This window comes from Cohnella sp. GCM10027633, from assembly GCF_042675445.1.
Lineage (GTDB): Bacteria > Bacillota > Bacilli > Paenibacillales > Paenibacillaceae > Cohnella.
In genome coordinates this window covers 656308-673488 of the sequence record NZ_JBHTGV010000001.1, presented here as the reverse complement: position 1 = coordinate 673488, position 17181 = coordinate 656308, and the positions used below count along the sequence as shown (strand labels likewise).

The window sequence follows — 17181 nt, the reverse complement described above, 5'->3', positions numbered from 1 at the left end:
TATAATAGATCGAATCAAGATGTGCGGCCCGCTTAACCGCGTGCTTCATCGGACTTGGGCAACATGTTCGGAGGCGGAACGATGACGAGAGCTCGAATAGCCCAGACGGCTAACAAATACATGAGCCACGATATGATTACCCTGCACACGGAATTGCCGGATTTTCCGGAGGGCAGGATTTCTTTGTTATATGCGGTACTTAGCCATCAACCGTCGGCCGCTCACCAGAAAGAGCTGCTCGCGGTCGTCGCTTCGCTCGTGCAGATGGGACTCGATACGCACGACATGGTCGACAATCGCTCGGCGCCGGCGAAATCCGGCATGATGGCGATGCGCGCGCAGCAGCTCAAAGTGCTCGCGGGCGACTTCTTCAGCAGCCGGTTCTACCAGTTGCTGTCGCAAGCCGGCCAATTGGACATGGTGCGCCGCCTTAGCGAGGCGGTCTGCGACATTAACCGGACGAAGATGAGCATGTACGCGAAGATGATCCAGATGAAGCTGAACGCGGAAGAGTACGTGCAGCATGCGGCCGAAGCGAGAGCCGGACTTTTCCTCGCGTTCGCGGGCGTCATGGGGGGACTGTACGAGCGCGTATGGCCCGAGCTGGTCGACCGGTTCAGCCGCTGCGAGGTGCTCTTGCAGGAGCTGCGGCGCGCCCAGCAACACGCGAAGCTCGAAGGAAGCTGGGGCATATGGCACATCTTGCAGGACGGTACGGAGGAAGACCGCCGCGCGTTGCGCGAACGGCAAGAGGATCAAGGTCTAATCAAGACGTTACTGAATAAGTACGCGGTCGCGGATAAACTTACGGGCTTGCTTCGACAAGCTTCGGCGCAGCTCCAGGCGACGGCGGGGAGGCTGCAATCGGACAAGCTGGCGCGGGAGCTGCAGCCGTTGTTCGAGCCGTTCCTGCAAGCCGCCGGCCCGCAGCCGGCGACCGCTTTGAAGGAGCTGGGTTAACAACATGATGGATGCGGAATCCAAGCAGCGCAAAGTCCACGCGGTGTTCGAGAACATCGCGCCCAAGTACGATTTCATGAACAGCGTCATCAGCTTCAGGCGGCACAAGGCGTGGCGGAAGTACACGATGCGCAAGATGAACGTGCAGCCGGGGCAGACGTCGCTCGACCTGTGCTGCGGCACGTGCGACTGGACGATCGCGCTCGCGAAGGCGAGCGGGACCGGGAAGACGATCGGCCTGGATTTCAGCCGGAACATGCTCGACGTCGGACAAGCCAAGGTCGACAAGGAAGGGCTGGGCGATCAGATCTCGCTCGTGCAGGGCAACGCGATGGCGCTGCCGTTCGAGGACGACAGCTTCGACTTCGTGACGATCGGCTTCGGGCTGCGCAACGTGCCCGATTACGAGCAGGTGCTCCGGGAGATGCGGCGAGTGGTCAAGCCGGGCGGCAAAGTCGTCTGCCTCGAGCTGTCCAAGCCGACGTGGCAACCGTTCAAAGGCATTTATTATTTGTACTTCGAGAAGCTGATGCCATGGATCAGCAAAGTGCTGGTCAAGAAATACGAGCAATACAGCTGGCTGCCGGAATCGTTGACGACTTTCCCCGATATGCGTGCTCTCGCGGACATGTTCCGCGGCGTCGGCTTGCGCGAAGTGAAAGCCCGCCCGTTCTTCGGCGGCGTGGCTGCGCTGCATATCGGAACGAAGGGAACTGACAAGGCATGATCGCCAAAATCCGCACTTTTCTGGAAATGATCAAGTTCGAACATACGATATTCGCGCTTCCGTTCGCGTACATGGGCGCCATTCTCGGCGGCGTCGTCGTCGACGGGAGGCTACCCGAATGGAGCGAATGCGGCTGGATTCTGCTCGCGATGGTCGGAGCTCGCACGGCCGCGATGGGGCTTAACCGCGTCATCGACCGGGCGATAGACGCGCGCAACCCGCGTACGGCGAACCGCGCCATTCCGGCCGGGCTAATCAAGAGCGCGGAAGCGGCATTGTTCATCGTCGCGTCGTTCGCGCTTCTGTTCTGGGCAGCGTCGCAGTTGAACGGCTTGTCCGTGAAGCTGCTGCCGATCGCCGTCTTCATGACCGTCATCTATTCTTATACGAAACGCTTCACTTGGCTGTGCCACGTCGTACTCGGGTTGACGATCGGCCTTGCGCCTCTCGGCGGATGGGTCGCCGTTACGGGCGAAGTCACTTGGACCTCGATTATTCTGTACTTGACCGTCGCGATCTGGACGGCCGGCTTCGATATTATATACGCATGCCAAGATATCGAGTTCGACCGCAAGGAAGGGCTTCACTCGATTCCCGCGCGATTCGGCATCAAGGGCGCGCTATATATCGCGAGGACGTTCCATGCGCTGACGACAGTCGGCTTCGCGTCGTTGTTCGTGCTCACCGATCTCGGATGGCCGTACTTCGTAGGCATGGTCATCGCGGCGGGCTTGCTGCTCTACGAGCATCGCCTCGTCAAGCCTAACGATCTGAGCAAGCTGAACGCGGCGTTCTTCACGATGAACGGCGTGCTAAGCGCCGTCGTCTTCGCCTTCACGTTCATCGATCTCGTGGTGGTGAGATCGTGGTAACCGGAACGCAGCGCAACGGACCCGTCCCCGCTCCGCGGAGATGGGTCGTCGGCATGACGGGCGCCAGCGGCGCGCCATACGGCGTCAAGCTGTGCAAGGAGCTGCTCGCCGCCGGCATTCACGTCCACCTCGTCGTATCCGACGCGGGCTGGCGCGTATTGAAGGAAGAATTGGGCTGGGACGCGGCGAGAAGGCCGGACGCGCTCGAAGCGGCGTTCGGAGGCGCGATCGCGGCGGGAACGATGACTTACCATCCGCTCGGAGATATCGGCGCGAGCATCGCTAGCGGTTCGTTCCGCGCGGAAGGCATGGTCGTCATCCCGTGCTCCATGGGCTCGCTGTCCGCGATCGCCGCGGGCGCTTCGACGAACCTGCTGACCCGGGCGGCGGACGTCACGCTGAAGGAAGGGCGTCCGCTCTTGCTCGTCCCGCGGGAGACGCCGTTATCGGCGATCCACTTGGAGAACATGCTGAAGCTCGCGCGGCTCGGCGTCCGGATCATACCGGCGATGCCGGCGTTCTACAACGGTCCGCAAACGGTCGAAGACATCGTGTCCTTCCTCGTAGGCAAGGTCATGGACAGCATGGGCATTACACATAATTTGTTCAGAAGATGGGGCGAATCCGATGAGTAACGGCAATGAGCGCCCGCTGAAGATCGGACGCATATCGTTCACGAACGCTTGGCCGGTATTCCACCACTTCGACGCTTCCGCCCTCCGCGAACCCGCGGAGATCGTATCGGAAGTGCCGTCCGCGCTCAACCGCAAGCTTCGCGAAGGCGAGATCGACATGGCGGCGATTTCCTCGTACGCCTACGGCTTGTCTTCCGACGCGTATTATTTGCTTCCGAATTTATCCGTAAGCGCGCATGGCGCGGTGCAATCGATTCTGTTGTTCTTGAAGTCGCCGCTCGAGCAGGTCATCAACGGCAAAATCGCGCTGACGACGGCTTCCGCCACGTCCGTGAATCTGTTGAAGATCATCATGGAGAAGTTTTACGGCGGGAAGCCGACCTACGAGGACGCGGAGCCTTCGCTCGGTCCGATGTTGGATAACGCCGACGCCGCATTGCTCATCGGAGACCATGCCATTCGCGCTTCATGGGAGAATCACGGCTACCGCGTGCTCGATCTCGGCGAAGTATGGAACGTATGGACCGGCCATTGGATGACGTTCGCGCTATGGGCCGTGAGGCGCGAAGCCGCGCATGCGAATCCGGAGGCGGTTCGCGCGATCTACGACGGCTTGACTCTGAGCAAGGACTTGTCCTCGCGCAACCTAGAGCCCGTCGTCGCCAAGGCCGTACAGCAGATCGGCGGGACGTCCGCTTATTGGCACAACTATTTCGCGAATTTATGCCACGACTTCGGTCCGCAGCAGAAGGCGGGCTTGGAGCTGTATTTCCGCTACGCGAGGGAACTCGGCCTGATCGACCGTCCGGTCGAGCTGCTGGAACTGCCGCTGACGCGCGTCGCGGGAAACTTACTATAGTCCGCAGGTGACCTTATGAAAATGATGCAATTGTACGCCGCTCTCAAGTCCGACCTGCAAGCGATCGAAGACCGCATGGCCGCAACCGTTACGTCCGACCTCCCGATGCTGAGCGAAACGTCGCTCCATCTGCTCAAGGCGGGCGGCAAACGTCTGCGGCCCGTGTTCGTTCTGCTCGCCGGCAAGTTCGGCGACTATTCGCTCGAGACGTTGAAGCGCGTCGCGGTTCCGCTTGAGCTGATCCATATGGCGACGCTCGTACACGACGACGTCATCGACGACGCGGATACCCGCCGCGGGCAGCTGACCGTCAAGTCCAAATGGGACAACCGGATCGCGATGTATACCGGAGACTACATCTACGCGAAGGCGCTTACGGTCGCAACCGAGCTCGAACACGTTCGCATCCATCAGATTCTGTCCGGCGCGATCGTCCAGATGTGCATCGGAGAGATGGAGCAAATCCGCGACTTCTTCAACGTGGAGCAAAGCGTGCGCAACTACTTGCTGCGCATTCGCCGCAAGACGGCGCTCTTGATCGCGATCAGCTGCCAGCTCGGCGGGATGGCGACGGGCGCGCCGGATCGCGCCTGCCACGCGCTGTACCGGTTCGGCTACAACGTCGGCATGGCGTTCCAGATCACGGACGACCTGCTGGACATATGCGGCACGGAGAAGGCGATCGGCAAGCCGCCGGGAAGCGATTTGAGGCAGGGCAACATCACGCTGCCCGTTCTCTACGCGCTGCAGGACGAAGCGATCCGGGGGCCGTTGCTCCGCGAGATCGAGCTGATCCGGGGCAGCGACGGCCAAGGCGGATCGGCGGCGGCGGTCAAGATCGTGCGCGGAAGCCGCGGCATCGGGATGTCCGAGCAATTGGCCGACCGCTATATCGAGAAGGCGTTGCGGGCGTTGAACGCGCTGCCGGACATTCCGGCCAAGCGGAATCTTGCCGAAATCGCGCGTTTCGTGGCCAAAAGAAGTTATTAAACGGCACTTTGTGGTAAAATGAGGAATAAGTCGCAGCGAGAGATACATAGAGAGGAGCGAACATATGGAGAGAACGTATTTGATGGTGAAGCCGGACGGCGTGCAGCGCGGCTTGATCGGGGAGATCGTCTCCCGGTTCGAACGCAAGGGGCTGAAGCTCGTCGGCGCGAAGCTGATGAACGTCTCGCCCGAGCGCGCCAAGCAGCATTACGCCGAACACGACGGCAAAGACTTTTACGAGCGTCTGCTTACTTTCATCACTTCTGGTCCGGTATTCGCGATGGTGTGGGAAGGCGATCAAGCCGTGGCGCTGTGCCGCGCGCTCATCGGCAAGACGAACGCTCTCGAAGCGGCGCCGGGCACGATCCGGAGCGATTTCGCGATACATACGAATTTCAATCTGATTCACGGATCGGATTCGCACGACAACGCCGAACGGGAAATCGGCATTTTCTTCTCGGAAGACGAGCTCGTGTCCTACGACAAAGCGATACAAGCATGGATCTAATCGATTCTAGGGAGAGAATATGACCTCATGGGAGACAGAGGAACGAATCCGCTTGCGAAAACCGGCCTGACGGAAGACGAAGACTTCGCCCAGTTCATTGCCAACGTCAAGAAGTTCACTTCGATCGACTTGTCGCAATACAAGGAGAATCAGATGCGCCGTCGGCTGACGACGCTGCGCATGAAGCACGGATTCTCCACGTTCGGGCAATACTTCGCGGCGATATCGGCCGAACCGCGGCTGCGCAACGAGTTTCTCGACCGGATGACGATCAACGTGTCCGAATTCTGGCGCAATCCGAACCGGTGGCAAGTGCTTAAGGATCGTTTCTTGCCTCGCATGATGCAAGAGCATTCTCGCCTGAATATATGGAGCGCGGCTTGCTCGACCGGCGAAGAGCCGTATACGATCGCGATGATCCTCGATTCGCTCGGGGCGCTGGACCGCACTTCGCTGCTCGCGACCGATCTGGACGAGGGCGTGCTCGCCAAGGCAAAGGAAGGCGTATACTTGGAGCGGTCGCTGCGGGACGTTCCGGGCGATTTCAAGAAGTATTTCGCCGCGTCCGATGGCGCGTTCAGCGTATCCGACAAGCTGAAGCGCGCGGTGAAGTTCCAGAAGCAGAACTTGCTCCTCGACCGTTTTGGAGACAAGTACGACCTGATCGTCTGCCGGAACGTCATGATCTACTTCACCGAGGAAGCGAAGCACATGCTTTACGGCAAGTTCGCTCAAGCGTTGAAGCCGGGCGGTCTTCTGTTCGTCGGCAGCACCGAGCAGATCTTCTCGCCGGGACAATACGGACTCGAAACCGCCGATACTTTTTTTTACAGAAAGACGTAGCGCAAGCGTATGTTCGCTTCTCTTCCGACCGATAATACGGGTAACGCGGAAGCCGGAGGGACCGAATGGACAAACGCAAAGTAATCGCCGCATACCGGAGGGGATTGATCTCCGTCCAGGAATGCGCGCAAATTCTAGGGCTGGACAACGTCCAGCTTCTGAACGATATGAGGGAAATCCGCACGAGCCAGCCCGCGGGTACATCGCAACAGTCCGTCCGAAGTTGACGGGCTGTTTTCTTGTCAAACGCTTTAACGCTGTAATATAATGAGCAAAGACGTTCACGGGTTTAGTGGCAAAAGGGAGGAACTGGGGTTGACTTTACGTTATTTGACCGCGGGGGAAACGCACGGTCCGCAGCTTACGGCAATCATCGAAGGCTTACCTAGCAATCTGGAGCTTGATTTCGAAGCTTTGAATTTTCAATTGCAACGCCGCCAGAAGGGTCATGGGCGGGGGCGCCGCATGCAGATCGAGACCGACACGGCGAATATCGTCGGCGGCGTTCGTCACGGACGGACGACGGGAGCGCCGGTGGCTCTCGTCGTAGAGAACAAGGACTGGAAGCATTGGACGTCCGTCATGAACGTCGAACCGATCGAAGGCGGAGACGAAGCGAAGCGCCGCGTGCACCGTCCGCGCCCGGGACATGCCGACTTGAACGGCGGGCTGAAATATAATCTGAAAGACTTGCGCAACGTTCTCGAGCGTTCGAGCGCTCGCGAAACGGCAGCGCGCGTGGCCGTCGGCGCGATCGCGCGCCAGTTGCTGGAGAAATTCGGCATCAAGGTGGCCGGTCACGTCGTCTCTATCGGCGACGTCGTCGCGAAGGCTCCGAACTTGCCGATCGACGAACTGATCGCGCAGACGGAAGCATCGCCGGTTCGCGTCGTCGACAAGGACGCCGAACAGAAGATGTGCGATCTGATCGACAAGATGAAAGCCGACGGAGATACGATCGGCGGCATCGTCGAGTGCATCGTCGAAGGGCTGCCCGTCGGTCTCGGCAGCCACGTGCAATGGGATCGCAAGCTGGACGGACGCATCGCGCAGGCGGTCGTCTCGATCAACGCGTTCAAAGGCGTCGAAGTCGGCATCGGTTTCGAAGCGGGACGCATTCCGGGCTCCCAAGTTCATGATCCGATCATGCACGGCGCCGACAAAGGCTTCTACAGGGCTTCCAACAACGCGGGCGGCTTCGAAGGCGGCATGACGACGGGCGAACCGATCGTCGTGCGCGGCGTCATGAAGCCGATTCCGACGTTATATAAGCCGCTCGCCAGCGTAGATATCGATACCAAGGAGCCGTTCACCGCCCAGGTCGAGCGTTCGGACGCATGCGCGGTTCCCGCGGCCAGCGTCGTTATGGAACACGTCGTCGCCTGGGAAGTGGCGAAGGCGTTCCTGGAGAAGTTCGGCGGGGATTCGATGGACGAGATCGCGGCGAACTTGAAGAGCTACTTGAATCAAGTGGAGGCTTACTAATGGCGGGCCAGGCGCGGGAGCTGAAGGTCGAGCTCGGGGAACGTTCGTACCCGATCGTCATCGGCACCGGCTTGTTGGACGGGATCGGCGCGCGTTTCTCGGAGCGCGGCTTCCCGGTCAAGTCGCCGATTCTGCTCGTGACGGACGCTTCGGTCGCCGATCTGTACGCGGATCGCGTCGAAGCGTCGCTCGGCACGGCCGGCTATAAGGTGACGACGGTGGTCGTGCCGTCGGGCGAGACGTCGAAGTCGCTGGAGATGCTGGACGAGCTGATCGGAGTCGCCCTGCAGGGCGGTCTCGATCGCAAGTCGACGGTCATCGCCTTAGGGGGCGGCGTCGTCGGCGACTTGGCGGGCTTCGTCGCGGCTACGTACATGCGCGGCGTTCGGTTCGTGCAGGTTCCGACGACGATTCTCGCGCACGACAGCAGCGTCGGAGGCAAAGTCGCGGTCAACCATTCGTTGGCCAAAAACATTATCGGGGCGTTCTACCAGCCCGAGTTCGTGCTCTACGATCTGGATACGCTCGCAAGCTTGCCGATGCGCGAAGTGCGGGCGGGCTTGTCCGAAGTGATCAAGCACGGACTTATCTGGAACGCGGACTTCGTGAAGTGGTGCGACGATAACGCGGAGCGGCTGCTCGGGCTCGACCCGGATGCGCTCGGCTACGCGCTGTACGAAGGCTGCAAGGTGAAAGCGACCGTCGTGTCTCAGGACGAGCGGGAGAACGATCTTCGCGCCATTCTTAATCTCGGGCATACGATCGGTCACGCGCTCGAAGCGGTCGCCGGTTACGGCGAGCTCGTCCACGGGGAAGCGATCGCGATCGGAATGATCGGGTCCGCGCGGTTGGCCGCGCGATTCGGCTATTCGGAGGAGATCGTCGCGGTAACCGAGGCGATCTTCCTCAAGTTCGGGCTGCCGGTGCGCATTCCGGACGGCATCGACACGGACGAAGTGATGAGCGCGATGCTGCACGACAAGAAGTTCCAGGAAGGCAAGATGGTGTTCGTCGTCCCTACCGCGATCGGGACGGTCGAGATTCGCAACGACGTTCCATCCTCATGGGTGAGGGAGATCGTGGACGGACTAAGAGAGGGGAAATAGGGAGTCATGAGCGTAAGAGGAATTCGCGGTGCGATTACGGTAGCAACGAACGAGGAGAAACCGATTCTCGACGCTACGATCGAGCTCTTGAACGATATCGTGGAAGTGAATCGGATCGTGCCCGAGGATATCGCGTGCGTATGGGTGACGGTCACGCAAGATCTGGACGCGACTTTCCCGGCGCGGGCGATTCGCCAGATGGCCGGCTGGGAGCTCGTGCCGCTCATGTGCTCGCTGGAGGTGCCGGTTAAGGGCAGCCTCGAGAAGTGCATCCGCCTCATGGTGCTCGTGAACACGGACGCGTCTCAATCGGACATCCGCCACGTCTATCTCGGCGGCGCCCGGGTGCTTCGCCCGGATTTGAGCGCGAAGTAAGGTTCATCGCGCGGTTACATAGGTGCGAACAATGCGCCGTTCGTCCTCTCGGGGGCGCGCGGCGTATTTTATTTGCTAAAACCGTTGACGCCCCCATCGCTCCGATGCTATATTGCTTACATAGTAAGCGAAGCGGAACGGTCGGCCATAGGGACGGCAACTTACGCTGAGCTAGCCGAGTAGAGAAGAGCCGAGACGAGCGGAGCATTCGCGAGACTTGACGCGCATGGGCGTATTCTATCCATGCACGAACGGTACAAGCGACGCCATCCCCATCGATATCGACACGCATCTCTGCGAAGCAGAGGTGCTTTTTTTATTGTATAACAGCGTCCTACACAAGGGAGAGATGACCGATGAAAGAGCAGGAACTGCAAGGCATAATCGCGCTCGCGGGCAAATACAACGTCATTCCGGTCGTGCGCAGGCTGCTGGCCGATACGGAAACCCCGATTCGCGTATTCCAACATCTGAGCCGCGACAAGCGCGCCTTCTTATTGGAGAGCGTAGAGGGCGGCGCCAAGTGGGCGCGTTACTCCTTCATCGGCACGGACCCTTTCCTCGTACTGAGGCTGAAGAAGAACAAGCTGTCGCTCGAGCAGGACGGCAAGACCGAATTCCACGTAACCGACCAGCCGCTGCAACTGCTCCGGGAGAAGCTGAGGGCGTACCGCAGTCCGCAGATCGCCGACTTGCCGCCGTTCACGGGCGGGGCGATCGGATTTTTCGGATACGACCTGCTGCAATATTACGAGCGAAAGCTTCCGCCGCACGACATCGACGATCTGAACATGGACGACATGCAATTCATGTTCTGCGACCAAGTGATCGTGTTCGACCACTTCAAGCAGCAGGTGCTCGTCATCGGCAACGTGCACGTTCAAGACGGCGCATCGGATAGGGCGATCGAATCGGCGTACGATCGGACGTGCGAAGCGATCGAAGCGACGATCGATCGGCTGCAGCAGCCGGTATCGCCGATCTCGTCCCGGGGGGCGCCGCCGGTCGATCCGGATCTCGGCGACATCGCGTCGAACCTCACGAAGCAGCAGTTCATCGACAACGTGAATCAGGCGAAGGAGTACATCCGGGCGGGCGATATCTTCCAAGTAGTACTGTCCCAACGGTTCCATATCGAGACCGAAGTCGATCCCCTCCACGTATACCGCGTGCTGAGGACGATGAACCCCTCGCCGTACATGTATTACTTGAAGCTGGACGACGAAGTGATCGTCGGCACGTCGCCGGAGCTGCTCGTCAAAGTCGACGACGGCAAAGTCGAGACGCGCCCGATCGCCGGAACGCGGCCGCGCGGCAAGACGCCGGAGGAAGACTTGGCGCTCGAGAAGGAGCTGCTCGCGGACGAGAAGGAACGGGCCGAGCACGTCATGCTCGTCGACCTCGGACGCAACGACATCGGACGCGTATCGACGTTCGGCACGGTCAAGTGCGACAGCTACATGGAGATCGAACGGTATTCGCACGTTATGCACATCGTCTCGAACGTCACGGGCCGACTGAGACCGGACAAAGACTTCTACGACGCGTTCCTGTCCTGCTTGCCGGCGGGAACCGTATCCGGCGCGCCGAAGCTGCGGGCCATGGAGATCATCGCGGAGCTGGAGAACGAAGCGAGAGGCGCCTACGCGGGGGCGATCGGTTACCTCGGCTTCTCCGGCAACCTGAATACGTGCATCACGATCCGGACGATTATATTCAAGCATGGCAAAGCCTACGTCCAAGCCGGAGCCGGCATCGTATGGGACTCCGTACCGGAGAGCGAATACGAAGAGACGGTGAACAAGGCGAAAGGCATGCTGAAGGCGATCCGCTCGGCGGAAGCGGCGTTCCCGCCGTCTCCGAAAGCGAGCAAGCCGTTGGCCGCCATCGGCGATCGCCGGACGAACCTCGATTACGATTAAGCGACAAGACGATACGACGGTATAACGAGACAAGAGGCGAGATTAGCCGAGAGGACGGAGCTTGAGATGAGCGAAGCGAACACGATGACGTTGCCCCAGGCGTTGACGAAGATGATGAAGGGCGAGAGCTTGACGCGGGACGAAGCGTTCGGCGCGATGACGACGATCATGAAAGGCGAGGCGACGCCGGCGCAGATCGGCGGCACGATGGTCGCGCTGCGAATGAAGGGCGAGACGGTCGACGAAATTACCGGCTTCGCCGAAGCGATGCGTTCATACGCCAACGCCGTCCGCACGGAGCGCGAAGACTTGCTCGACACGTGCGGCACCGGGGGCTCCGGCATTCATAAATTCAACATCTCGACCGTATCCGCGGTTATCGCGGCGGCGAGCGGCGCGCGGGTCGCCAAGCACGGCAACCGGGCGATGTCCGGCAAGGCCGGCAGCGCCGACGTGCTCGAAGCGCTCGGCGTCAACATCAACCTGACGGCGGAGCAGGCGGCCGCGTGCTTGGAGCGGACCGGCATCACGTTCATGTTCGCGCAGCTGTACCATCCCGCGCTGAAGCACGCGGCCGTGCCGCGCCGAGAGCTCGGCGTTCGCACGATCTTCAACATGCTCGGCCCGCTCGCGAATCCGGCGAACGCCGACCGCCAACTGATCGGCCTGTACGATCGTTCGCGCACGGCGACGGTCGCCGAAGTGCTCTCGCGCCTAGGCCTCAAGCGGGCGATGGTCGTCGGCAGCCACGACGGGCTCGACGAGATCAGCATCTCCGCCCCGACGCAAGTATCGGAGCTGCGGGACGGCGAAGTCGTGACGTACGACATTACGCCGGAGGAGCTCGGCTTGAAGACGCTGCCGCTTAGCGAGGTGCAAGGCGGGGACGCTAACGAGAACGCGGGCATCATTCGCCGCGTGCTGGGCGGCGAGCGCAGCGCGTACCGCGACGTCGTCTTGGCGAACGCGGGGGCTTGCATTTACGTGGCGGGGCGTGCACAATCGTTAGCAGACGGCGTGCGCGTCGCGGCGGAGACGATCGATTCCGGGCGCGCGGTCGACAAATTGCAGCAATGGATTGCTACGACGGGAGAAGTGAGCCATGTTTCTTGATCGGATCGTAAATACGAAGCGCCAGGAAGTCGAGGCGCTTGCGCGCACGCTGAACATTGCGGAAGCGGAGAAGACGATCGCCGGACTCGCGGCTTGCCGCGGCTTCGAGCAAGCGCTGAGGGGACGCAACCGTCCCGTCGGGCTTATCGCGGAAGTGAAGAAGGCCAGCCCTTCCAAAGGACTCATACGCCCGGATTTCCATCCGGTATCGCTGGCTCGGCAATACGAAGCCGCCGGCGCGGATTGCATCTCGGTGCTGACCGATATCGATTATTTTCAGGGCAGCAACGATTACTTGACGCAAATTCGCGAGCAAGTGAAGGTGCCGCTGCTGCGCAAAGACTTCACGGTCGACGAACGGCAAATTTACGAAGCGCGCTTGATCGGGGCGGACGCGATTCTGCTCATCGCCGCGATCTTGACGAATGAGCAGCTCTCGTCCTTCCATACGCTCGCCCGCGACCTCGGGTTGGACGTCCTCGTGGAGGTGCATAACCGTCCCGAGCTGGAGACGGTGCTCGAGATCGGACAAGCGACGCTGATCGGCGTCAACAACCGCGACTTGAAGACGTTCGTGACCGATCTCAAGGTGACGGAGCAGTTGATCGGCCTTATGCCGAAAGAAGCGCTCGCGGTCAGCGAGAGCGCGATCTCCACGCGGGACGACGTCTCGTTCGTAAGCGGCGCGGGCGCGCAAGCGGTGCTCGTAGGCGAACACTTCATGCGCCAAGAGGACGTGCAGGCTGCCGTTAACGAGCTGCTCGGTCCGGCGACGAAGGCAGGCGCGGCCGGATGAGAGGCAACGGGCATGCGAACGAACCCGCCAAAGTGAAAATTTGCGGAATCAAGGAACAAGCGACGTTGAGCGGAATGTCCGGTCAACCTATCGACTATATCGGCTTCGTGTTCGCGAAGAGCCGCCGGCAAGTAACCCCGGAGCAAGCGGGAGAGCTGCACGCCTATTCCCGCACGGTGCCGATGGCCGGAGGGCATCCTCCGCGCACGGTCGGCGTGTTCGTCGATCCGACGATCGAGCAACTGGCGGATACGCTCGCGAGCGTGCCGCTCGACGTCGTGCAGTTGCACGGCGAGGAGACGCCGGCATTCGCTAAGGAAGTCGGAGAGCGGTTCGGCGTCGAAGTGTGGCGCGCGCTTCCGGTTACGGAGGGTTCCGGTCCGGAGCGATTGTCCGCTTACGCCGGAGCCGTCTCGACGATATTGCTCGACACGGCCGGCGGCGGCACGGGCGTCGCGTTCGGTTGGGACGTCCTCCCGGCGTACCGCGGCGAAGCCGACAAGCACGGGATGAAGCTGTTCGTCGCCGGAGGGCTGTCGCCCGACAACGCCAACGAATTAATAACGGGCTACCGTCCTTACGGCGTCGATATTTCGAGCGGCGTGGAGACGGACGGCGTCAAAGACAACGTGAAGATCGCGACATTCGCGGAAAGGGTGAAAGGTTCATGACACAAGCATCGCAAGCGTCTTCGGTACCCGACCAGCACGGCCGGTTCGGTCCGTTCGGCGGCAAGTACGTTCCCGAGACGTTAATGAACGCGCTCATCGAGCTCGAAGAGGCGTATAACCGATATAAGGACGATCCCGAGTTCATCGCGGAGGTCCGCTACCTATTGAAGCAATATTCCGGTCGACCGACGCCGCTGTACCACGCCGAACGGCTCTCTCAACACCTCGGAGGCGCGAAAATCTACTTGAAGCGCGAGGACTTGAACCATACCGGCGCGCACAAGATCAACAATACGATCGGCCAAGCGGTGCTCGCGAAGCGAATGGGCAAGAAGAAGGTCATCGCCGAGACGGGAGCGGGCCAGCACGGCGTCGCTTCCGCCACGGTCGCCGCGCTCATGGGTCTCGAATGCAAGGTGTTCATGGGCGAGGAAGACACGAAGCGCCAAGCGCTGAACGTGTTCCGCATGAAGCTGCTCGGCTCGGAGGTCATTCCGGTCATGTCCGGCACGCGCACGCTGAAGGACGCTTGCAACGAGACGCTTCGCTATTGGGTCAGCAACGTGAACGACACGTACTATATTCTCGGCTCCGTCACCGGTCCGCACCCGTATCCGATGATGGTTCGCGACTTCCAGCGCATCATCGGCTTGGAAGCGCGCGAGCAAGCGCTCGAAGCCGAAGGGCGCCTGCCGGACGCGATCGTCGCGGCGGTCGGCGGCGGCAGCAACGCGATCGGGATTTTCCATCCGTTCGTGGACGACGCGTCCGTTCGCTTGATCGGCGTAGAAGCCGCGGGTCGCGGCGTTGATACGGAAGAGCACGCCGCGACGATGACGAAGGGCCGCCCCGGGGTGTTCCAAGGCTCGATGAGCTACGTGCTGCAGGACGAAGGCGGCCAAGTTCTTCCGGCGCATTCGATCTCCGCGGGACTCGATTACCCGGGCATCGGGCCGGAGCACGCGTACTTGAAAGATATCAAGCGCGCGGAATACTATCCGATCACGGACGCGGAGGCGCTCGAAGCGCTGCACCTGCTGTCCCGCCTGGAAGGCATCATTCCGGCGCTCGAATCCGCGCACGCGATCGCCCAGGCGATGAAGATCGCTCCGACGATGGGCAAGGACGAGATTCTGGTCGTCAACTTGTCCGGACGCGGAGACAAGGACGTAGAGTCGATTCTCGCATACCAAGCGAAGATGGAAGGCGGAGAGCAGCTATGAGCACGACGACAGTACCGAACGCGATCGATGCCGTCTTCGCCGAGCTGAAGGCGAGAGGAGAAACCGCGCTCATCCCGTTCATGACGATGGGCGACCCGGACTTGGAGACGTCCGTGGCGCTCGTGCAGGCGGCCGAAGCGGCGGGCGCGCATATGATCGAGCTCGGCGTGCCGTATTCCGACCCGCTGGCCGACGGCCCCGTCATTCAGCGCGCTTCGGAGCGCGCGCTTAAGAACCGCATCGGGCTCGTCGACTGCATGGCGGTCGCGAGCAAGGCGAGAAGCCGCGGCGTGAAGATGCCGTTCATTCTGTTCACCTACTATAATCCGGCGTTGCAGCTCGGCTTGGAGAAGTTCTTCTCCTTGCTGCGCGAGCACGGCTTCAGCGGCGTCATCATTCCCGATCTGCCGCTCGAGGAAGACGGAGAAGCCCGCGCGATCGCGGAAGCTTCCGGCATCCATCTCATTCCGCTCGTCGCGCCGACGTCGAAAGCGCGCGTCGAGCGCATTGCCGCGCAAGCCAAAGGCTTCGTCTACTGCGTGTCTTCGCTCGGCGTAACCGGCGTTCGCTCCACGTTCCACGACGGCATCGACAGCTTCCTCGCGACCGTGCGTAAGGCCGCTAGCGTGCCGATCTGCGTCGGCTTCGGCATCTCGTCCCGCGAGCACGCCGAGCGTTTCGCCGGCCAGTGCGACGGCGTCATCGTCGGAAGCGCCATCGTGCGCAAGATCGAGGAAGCGCAGCCGCTGCTCGCGTCGTCGGACGACGCAGAGCGCGAGCGCGGAATCGCCGCCGTCCGGTCGTTCATCTCCGATCTGAAGCCGCGCAAGTAATTCGCGGATTTAAGCTGTACAGCGGTGAAGCAATGCGTCATAATAGAATACACATTTACATTCGGAGCGAAGTAGGCTTAGCCGGAGACGGCGAACGCGTACGCGCTCCGTTTGCCGTAATCGAGGGTGAGTCAGACCGAGCCCGACGAAGATTCGAGGAGGAAACCCCATGCAAGTGAAACCGAACATCGCGAACCTGCCGGTATACATGCCCGGCAAGCCCGTAGACGACGTCAAGCGGGAACTCGGGTTGACCGAAATCATCAAGCTCGCATCCAACGAGAACCCGTTCGGGTGCTCTCCGAAAGCGAAAGAAGCGATCGAGGGCGAGCTGAACCAGCTGAGCATCTATCCGGACGGAGCCGCGGTCAAGCTCACGAACGCCTTGGCGAAGCACCACGGCGTGAACGCCGATCAGATCATTCTCGGAGCGGGATCCGACGAGGTTATTCTGATGCTGGCCCGCGCGTACTTGTCCCCGGGCGACGAGACGATCATGGCGGACCTCACGTTCTCCCAATATAAGCACAACGCGCAAGTCGAGAACGCGACGATCGTCGAAGTGCCGATGAAGAACGGCACGCACGACCTTCCGGCGATGCTGGCGCGCGTAACCGACAAGACGAAGATCGTCTGGGTGTGCAACCCGAACAACCCGACCGGCACGATCGTCTCGAAGGACGAGCTCGTAACGTTCCTCGATCAAGTGCCGCAGAACGTCATGGTCGTGCTCGACGAAGCGTATTGCGAGTACATCGAAGATCCGTCGTACCCGGACGGCCTCGAGCTGCTTCCGAAATATCCGAATCTCGTGCTTCTCCGCACGTTCTCCAAGATCTACGGCCTCGCCGCGCTGCGCGTCGGCTACGGCATCGCGCGCGCGGACGTTATCCGCGCCGTCAATCCGATCCGTCCGCCGTTCAACACGTCGCGCGTCGGCCAAGCGGCCGCGGCGGCGGCGCTGGAAGACCAAGCGTTCATCGCTTACTGCCGCGAGCAGAACAAGAAGGGGCTGCAATTCCTGAACGCCTCGTTCGCTGAGCTGGGCCTTACGCCGTTCCCGGCATACGGCAACTTCATCATGGTCGACGTGAAGCGTAACGGCTACGACGTATATAACGCGTTGATGCGCCGCGGCATTATCGTCAGAGCGGGCTTCGGCGAGAACTATATCCGCGTTACGGTCGGCAGCCAGGAGCAGAACGAGCAAGTGATCGCCGCTCTGAAGGCCGTGCTCCAAGAAGTCGAGGTAAAGGTGTGACG

At 60.9% G+C, this 17181-nt stretch carries 19 protein-coding genes; all 19 read left to right on the top strand.

Annotated elements, in window-relative coordinates:
• The first annotated feature begins 81 nt into the window (after positions 1–81).
• Entirely contained in the window at positions 82–960 is an 879-nt protein-coding gene (locus ACFQZG_RS02925) for a heptaprenyl diphosphate synthase component 1 (RefSeq protein WP_378149819.1), read from the top strand.
• Between the two features lie 7 nt (positions 961–967).
• A complete protein-coding gene (locus ACFQZG_RS02920) occupies positions 968–1687 on the top strand; it encodes a demethylmenaquinone methyltransferase (RefSeq protein WP_378150431.1) in 720 nt (239 codons plus the stop codon).
• The gene (locus ACFQZG_RS02915) at positions 1684–2559 is read left to right on the top strand and encodes a UbiA-like polyprenyltransferase (protein WP_378149818.1); all 876 of its coding nucleotides are present in this window, start codon (positions 1684–1686) and stop codon (positions 2557–2559) included. The genes ACFQZG_RS02920 and ACFQZG_RS02915 overlap by 4 nt, the downstream gene beginning before the upstream one ends.
• On the top strand, positions 2553–3194 hold the full coding sequence (locus tag ACFQZG_RS02910) for a UbiX family flavin prenyltransferase (RefSeq protein WP_378149816.1): 642 nt from the start codon (positions 2553–2555) through the stop codon (positions 3192–3194). The genes ACFQZG_RS02915 and ACFQZG_RS02910 overlap by 7 nt, the downstream gene beginning before the upstream one ends.
• Positions 3187–4053 (top strand): menaquinone biosynthetic enzyme MqnA/MqnD family protein, encoded by an 867-nt coding sequence (locus ACFQZG_RS02905; RefSeq protein WP_378149815.1) that lies wholly within the window; start codon positions 3187–3189, stop codon positions 4051–4053. Before ACFQZG_RS02910 ends, ACFQZG_RS02905 begins: the two co-directional genes overlap by 8 nt.
• Positions 4054–4068: 15 nt before the next feature.
• Entirely contained in the window at positions 4069–5043 is a 975-nt protein-coding gene (locus ACFQZG_RS02900) for a polyprenyl synthetase family protein (RefSeq protein ID WP_378149813.1), read from the top strand.
• A 64-nt stretch (positions 5044–5107) separates the two neighbouring features.
• Positions 5108–5551 (top strand): nucleoside-diphosphate kinase, encoded by a 444-nt coding sequence (gene ndk / locus ACFQZG_RS02895; RefSeq protein ID WP_378149811.1) that lies wholly within the window; start codon positions 5108–5110, stop codon positions 5549–5551.
• Between the two features lie 27 nt (positions 5552–5578).
• Entirely contained in the window at positions 5579–6394 is an 816-nt protein-coding gene (locus tag ACFQZG_RS02890) for a CheR family methyltransferase (RefSeq protein WP_378149810.1), read from the top strand.
• Between the two features lie 65 nt (positions 6395–6459).
• Positions 6460–6621 (top strand): hypothetical protein, encoded by a 162-nt coding sequence (locus ACFQZG_RS02885; RefSeq protein ID WP_378149808.1) that lies wholly within the window; start codon positions 6460–6462, stop codon positions 6619–6621.
• An 88-nt stretch (positions 6622–6709) separates the two neighbouring features.
• Positions 6710–7879: a chorismate synthase gene (aroC, locus tag ACFQZG_RS02880; protein ID WP_378149807.1), complete on the top strand. Its 1170-nt coding sequence runs from the start codon at positions 6710–6712 to the stop codon at positions 7877–7879.
• Entirely contained in the window at positions 7879–8985 is a 1107-nt protein-coding gene (gene aroB / locus ACFQZG_RS02875; protein WP_378149805.1) for a 3-dehydroquinate synthase, read from the top strand. The genes aroC and aroB overlap by 1 nt, the downstream gene beginning before the upstream one ends.
• 6 nt (positions 8986–8991) lie before the next feature.
• Positions 8992–9360: a chorismate mutase gene (aroH, locus tag ACFQZG_RS02870; RefSeq protein WP_378149804.1), complete on the top strand. Its 369-nt coding sequence runs from the start codon at positions 8992–8994 to the stop codon at positions 9358–9360.
• Between the two features lie 356 nt (positions 9361–9716).
• Entirely contained in the window at positions 9717–11282 is a 1566-nt protein-coding gene (trpE, locus tag ACFQZG_RS02865; RefSeq protein ID WP_378149803.1) for an anthranilate synthase component I, read from the top strand.
• 66 nt (positions 11283–11348) lie between these two features.
• The gene (trpD, locus tag ACFQZG_RS02860; RefSeq protein ID WP_378149801.1) at positions 11349–12395 is read left to right on the top strand and encodes an anthranilate phosphoribosyltransferase; all 1047 of its coding nucleotides are present in this window, start codon (positions 11349–11351) and stop codon (positions 12393–12395) included.
• Positions 12385–13191 carry an indole-3-glycerol phosphate synthase TrpC gene (trpC, locus tag ACFQZG_RS02855; RefSeq protein ID WP_378149800.1) on the top strand — a complete coding sequence of 269 codons (807 nt, stop codon included), beginning with the start codon at positions 12385–12387 and terminating at the stop codon, positions 13189–13191. The genes trpD and trpC overlap by 11 nt, the downstream gene beginning before the upstream one ends.
• Entirely contained in the window at positions 13188–13862 is a 675-nt protein-coding gene (locus tag ACFQZG_RS02850; RefSeq protein WP_378149798.1) for a phosphoribosylanthranilate isomerase, read from the top strand. The genes trpC and ACFQZG_RS02850 overlap by 4 nt, the downstream gene beginning before the upstream one ends.
• Entirely contained in the window at positions 13859–15085 is a 1227-nt protein-coding gene (gene trpB, locus ACFQZG_RS02845) for a tryptophan synthase subunit beta (protein ID WP_378149796.1), read from the top strand. The genes ACFQZG_RS02850 and trpB overlap by 4 nt, the downstream gene beginning before the upstream one ends.
• On the top strand, positions 15082–15918 hold the full coding sequence (trpA, locus tag ACFQZG_RS02840) for a tryptophan synthase subunit alpha (protein WP_378149794.1): 837 nt from the start codon (positions 15082–15084) through the stop codon (positions 15916–15918). The genes trpB and trpA overlap by 4 nt, the downstream gene beginning before the upstream one ends.
• Before the next feature lie 169 nt (positions 15919–16087).
• Positions 16088–17179: a histidinol-phosphate transaminase gene (gene hisC, locus ACFQZG_RS02835; RefSeq protein ID WP_378149792.1), complete on the top strand. Its 1092-nt coding sequence runs from the start codon at positions 16088–16090 to the stop codon at positions 17177–17179.
• The last annotated feature ends 2 nt before the right edge of the window (positions 17180–17181 follow it).

Coding starts and splice junctions, on each gene's coding strand:
- ACFQZG_RS02925 (WP_378149819.1), top strand. CDS start 82: ATGACGAGAGCTCGAATAGCCCAGACGGCTAACAAATACATGAGCCAC.
- ACFQZG_RS02920 (WP_378150431.1), top strand. CDS start 968: ATGGATGCGGAATCCAAGCAGCGCAAAGTCCACGCGGTGTTCGAGAAC.
- ACFQZG_RS02915 (WP_378149818.1), top strand. CDS start 1,684: ATGATCGCCAAAATCCGCACTTTTCTGGAAATGATCAAGTTCGAACAT.
- ACFQZG_RS02905 (WP_378149815.1), top strand. CDS start 3,187: ATGAGTAACGGCAATGAGCGCCCGCTGAAGATCGGACGCATATCGTTC.
- ACFQZG_RS02900 (WP_378149813.1), top strand. CDS start 4,069: ATGAAAATGATGCAATTGTACGCCGCTCTCAAGTCCGACCTGCAAGCG.
- ndk (WP_378149811.1), top strand. CDS start 5,108: ATGGAGAGAACGTATTTGATGGTGAAGCCGGACGGCGTGCAGCGCGGC.
- ACFQZG_RS02890 (WP_378149810.1), top strand. CDS start 5,579: ATGGGAGACAGAGGAACGAATCCGCTTGCGAAAACCGGCCTGACGGAA.
- ACFQZG_RS02885 (WP_378149808.1), top strand. CDS start 6,460: ATGGACAAACGCAAAGTAATCGCCGCATACCGGAGGGGATTGATCTCC.
- aroB (WP_378149805.1), top strand. CDS start 7,879: ATGGCGGGCCAGGCGCGGGAGCTGAAGGTCGAGCTCGGGGAACGTTCG.
- aroH (WP_378149804.1), top strand. CDS start 8,992: ATGAGCGTAAGAGGAATTCGCGGTGCGATTACGGTAGCAACGAACGAG.
- trpE (WP_378149803.1), top strand. CDS start 9,717: ATGAAAGAGCAGGAACTGCAAGGCATAATCGCGCTCGCGGGCAAATAC.
- trpD (WP_378149801.1), top strand. CDS start 11,349: ATGAGCGAAGCGAACACGATGACGTTGCCCCAGGCGTTGACGAAGATG.
- trpC (WP_378149800.1), top strand. CDS start 12,385: ATGTTTCTTGATCGGATCGTAAATACGAAGCGCCAGGAAGTCGAGGCG.
- ACFQZG_RS02850 (WP_378149798.1), top strand. CDS start 13,188: ATGAGAGGCAACGGGCATGCGAACGAACCCGCCAAAGTGAAAATTTGC.
- trpB (WP_378149796.1), top strand. CDS start 13,859: ATGACACAAGCATCGCAAGCGTCTTCGGTACCCGACCAGCACGGCCGG.
- trpA (WP_378149794.1), top strand. CDS start 15,082: ATGAGCACGACGACAGTACCGAACGCGATCGATGCCGTCTTCGCCGAG.
- hisC (WP_378149792.1), top strand. CDS start 16,088: ATGCAAGTGAAACCGAACATCGCGAACCTGCCGGTATACATGCCCGGC.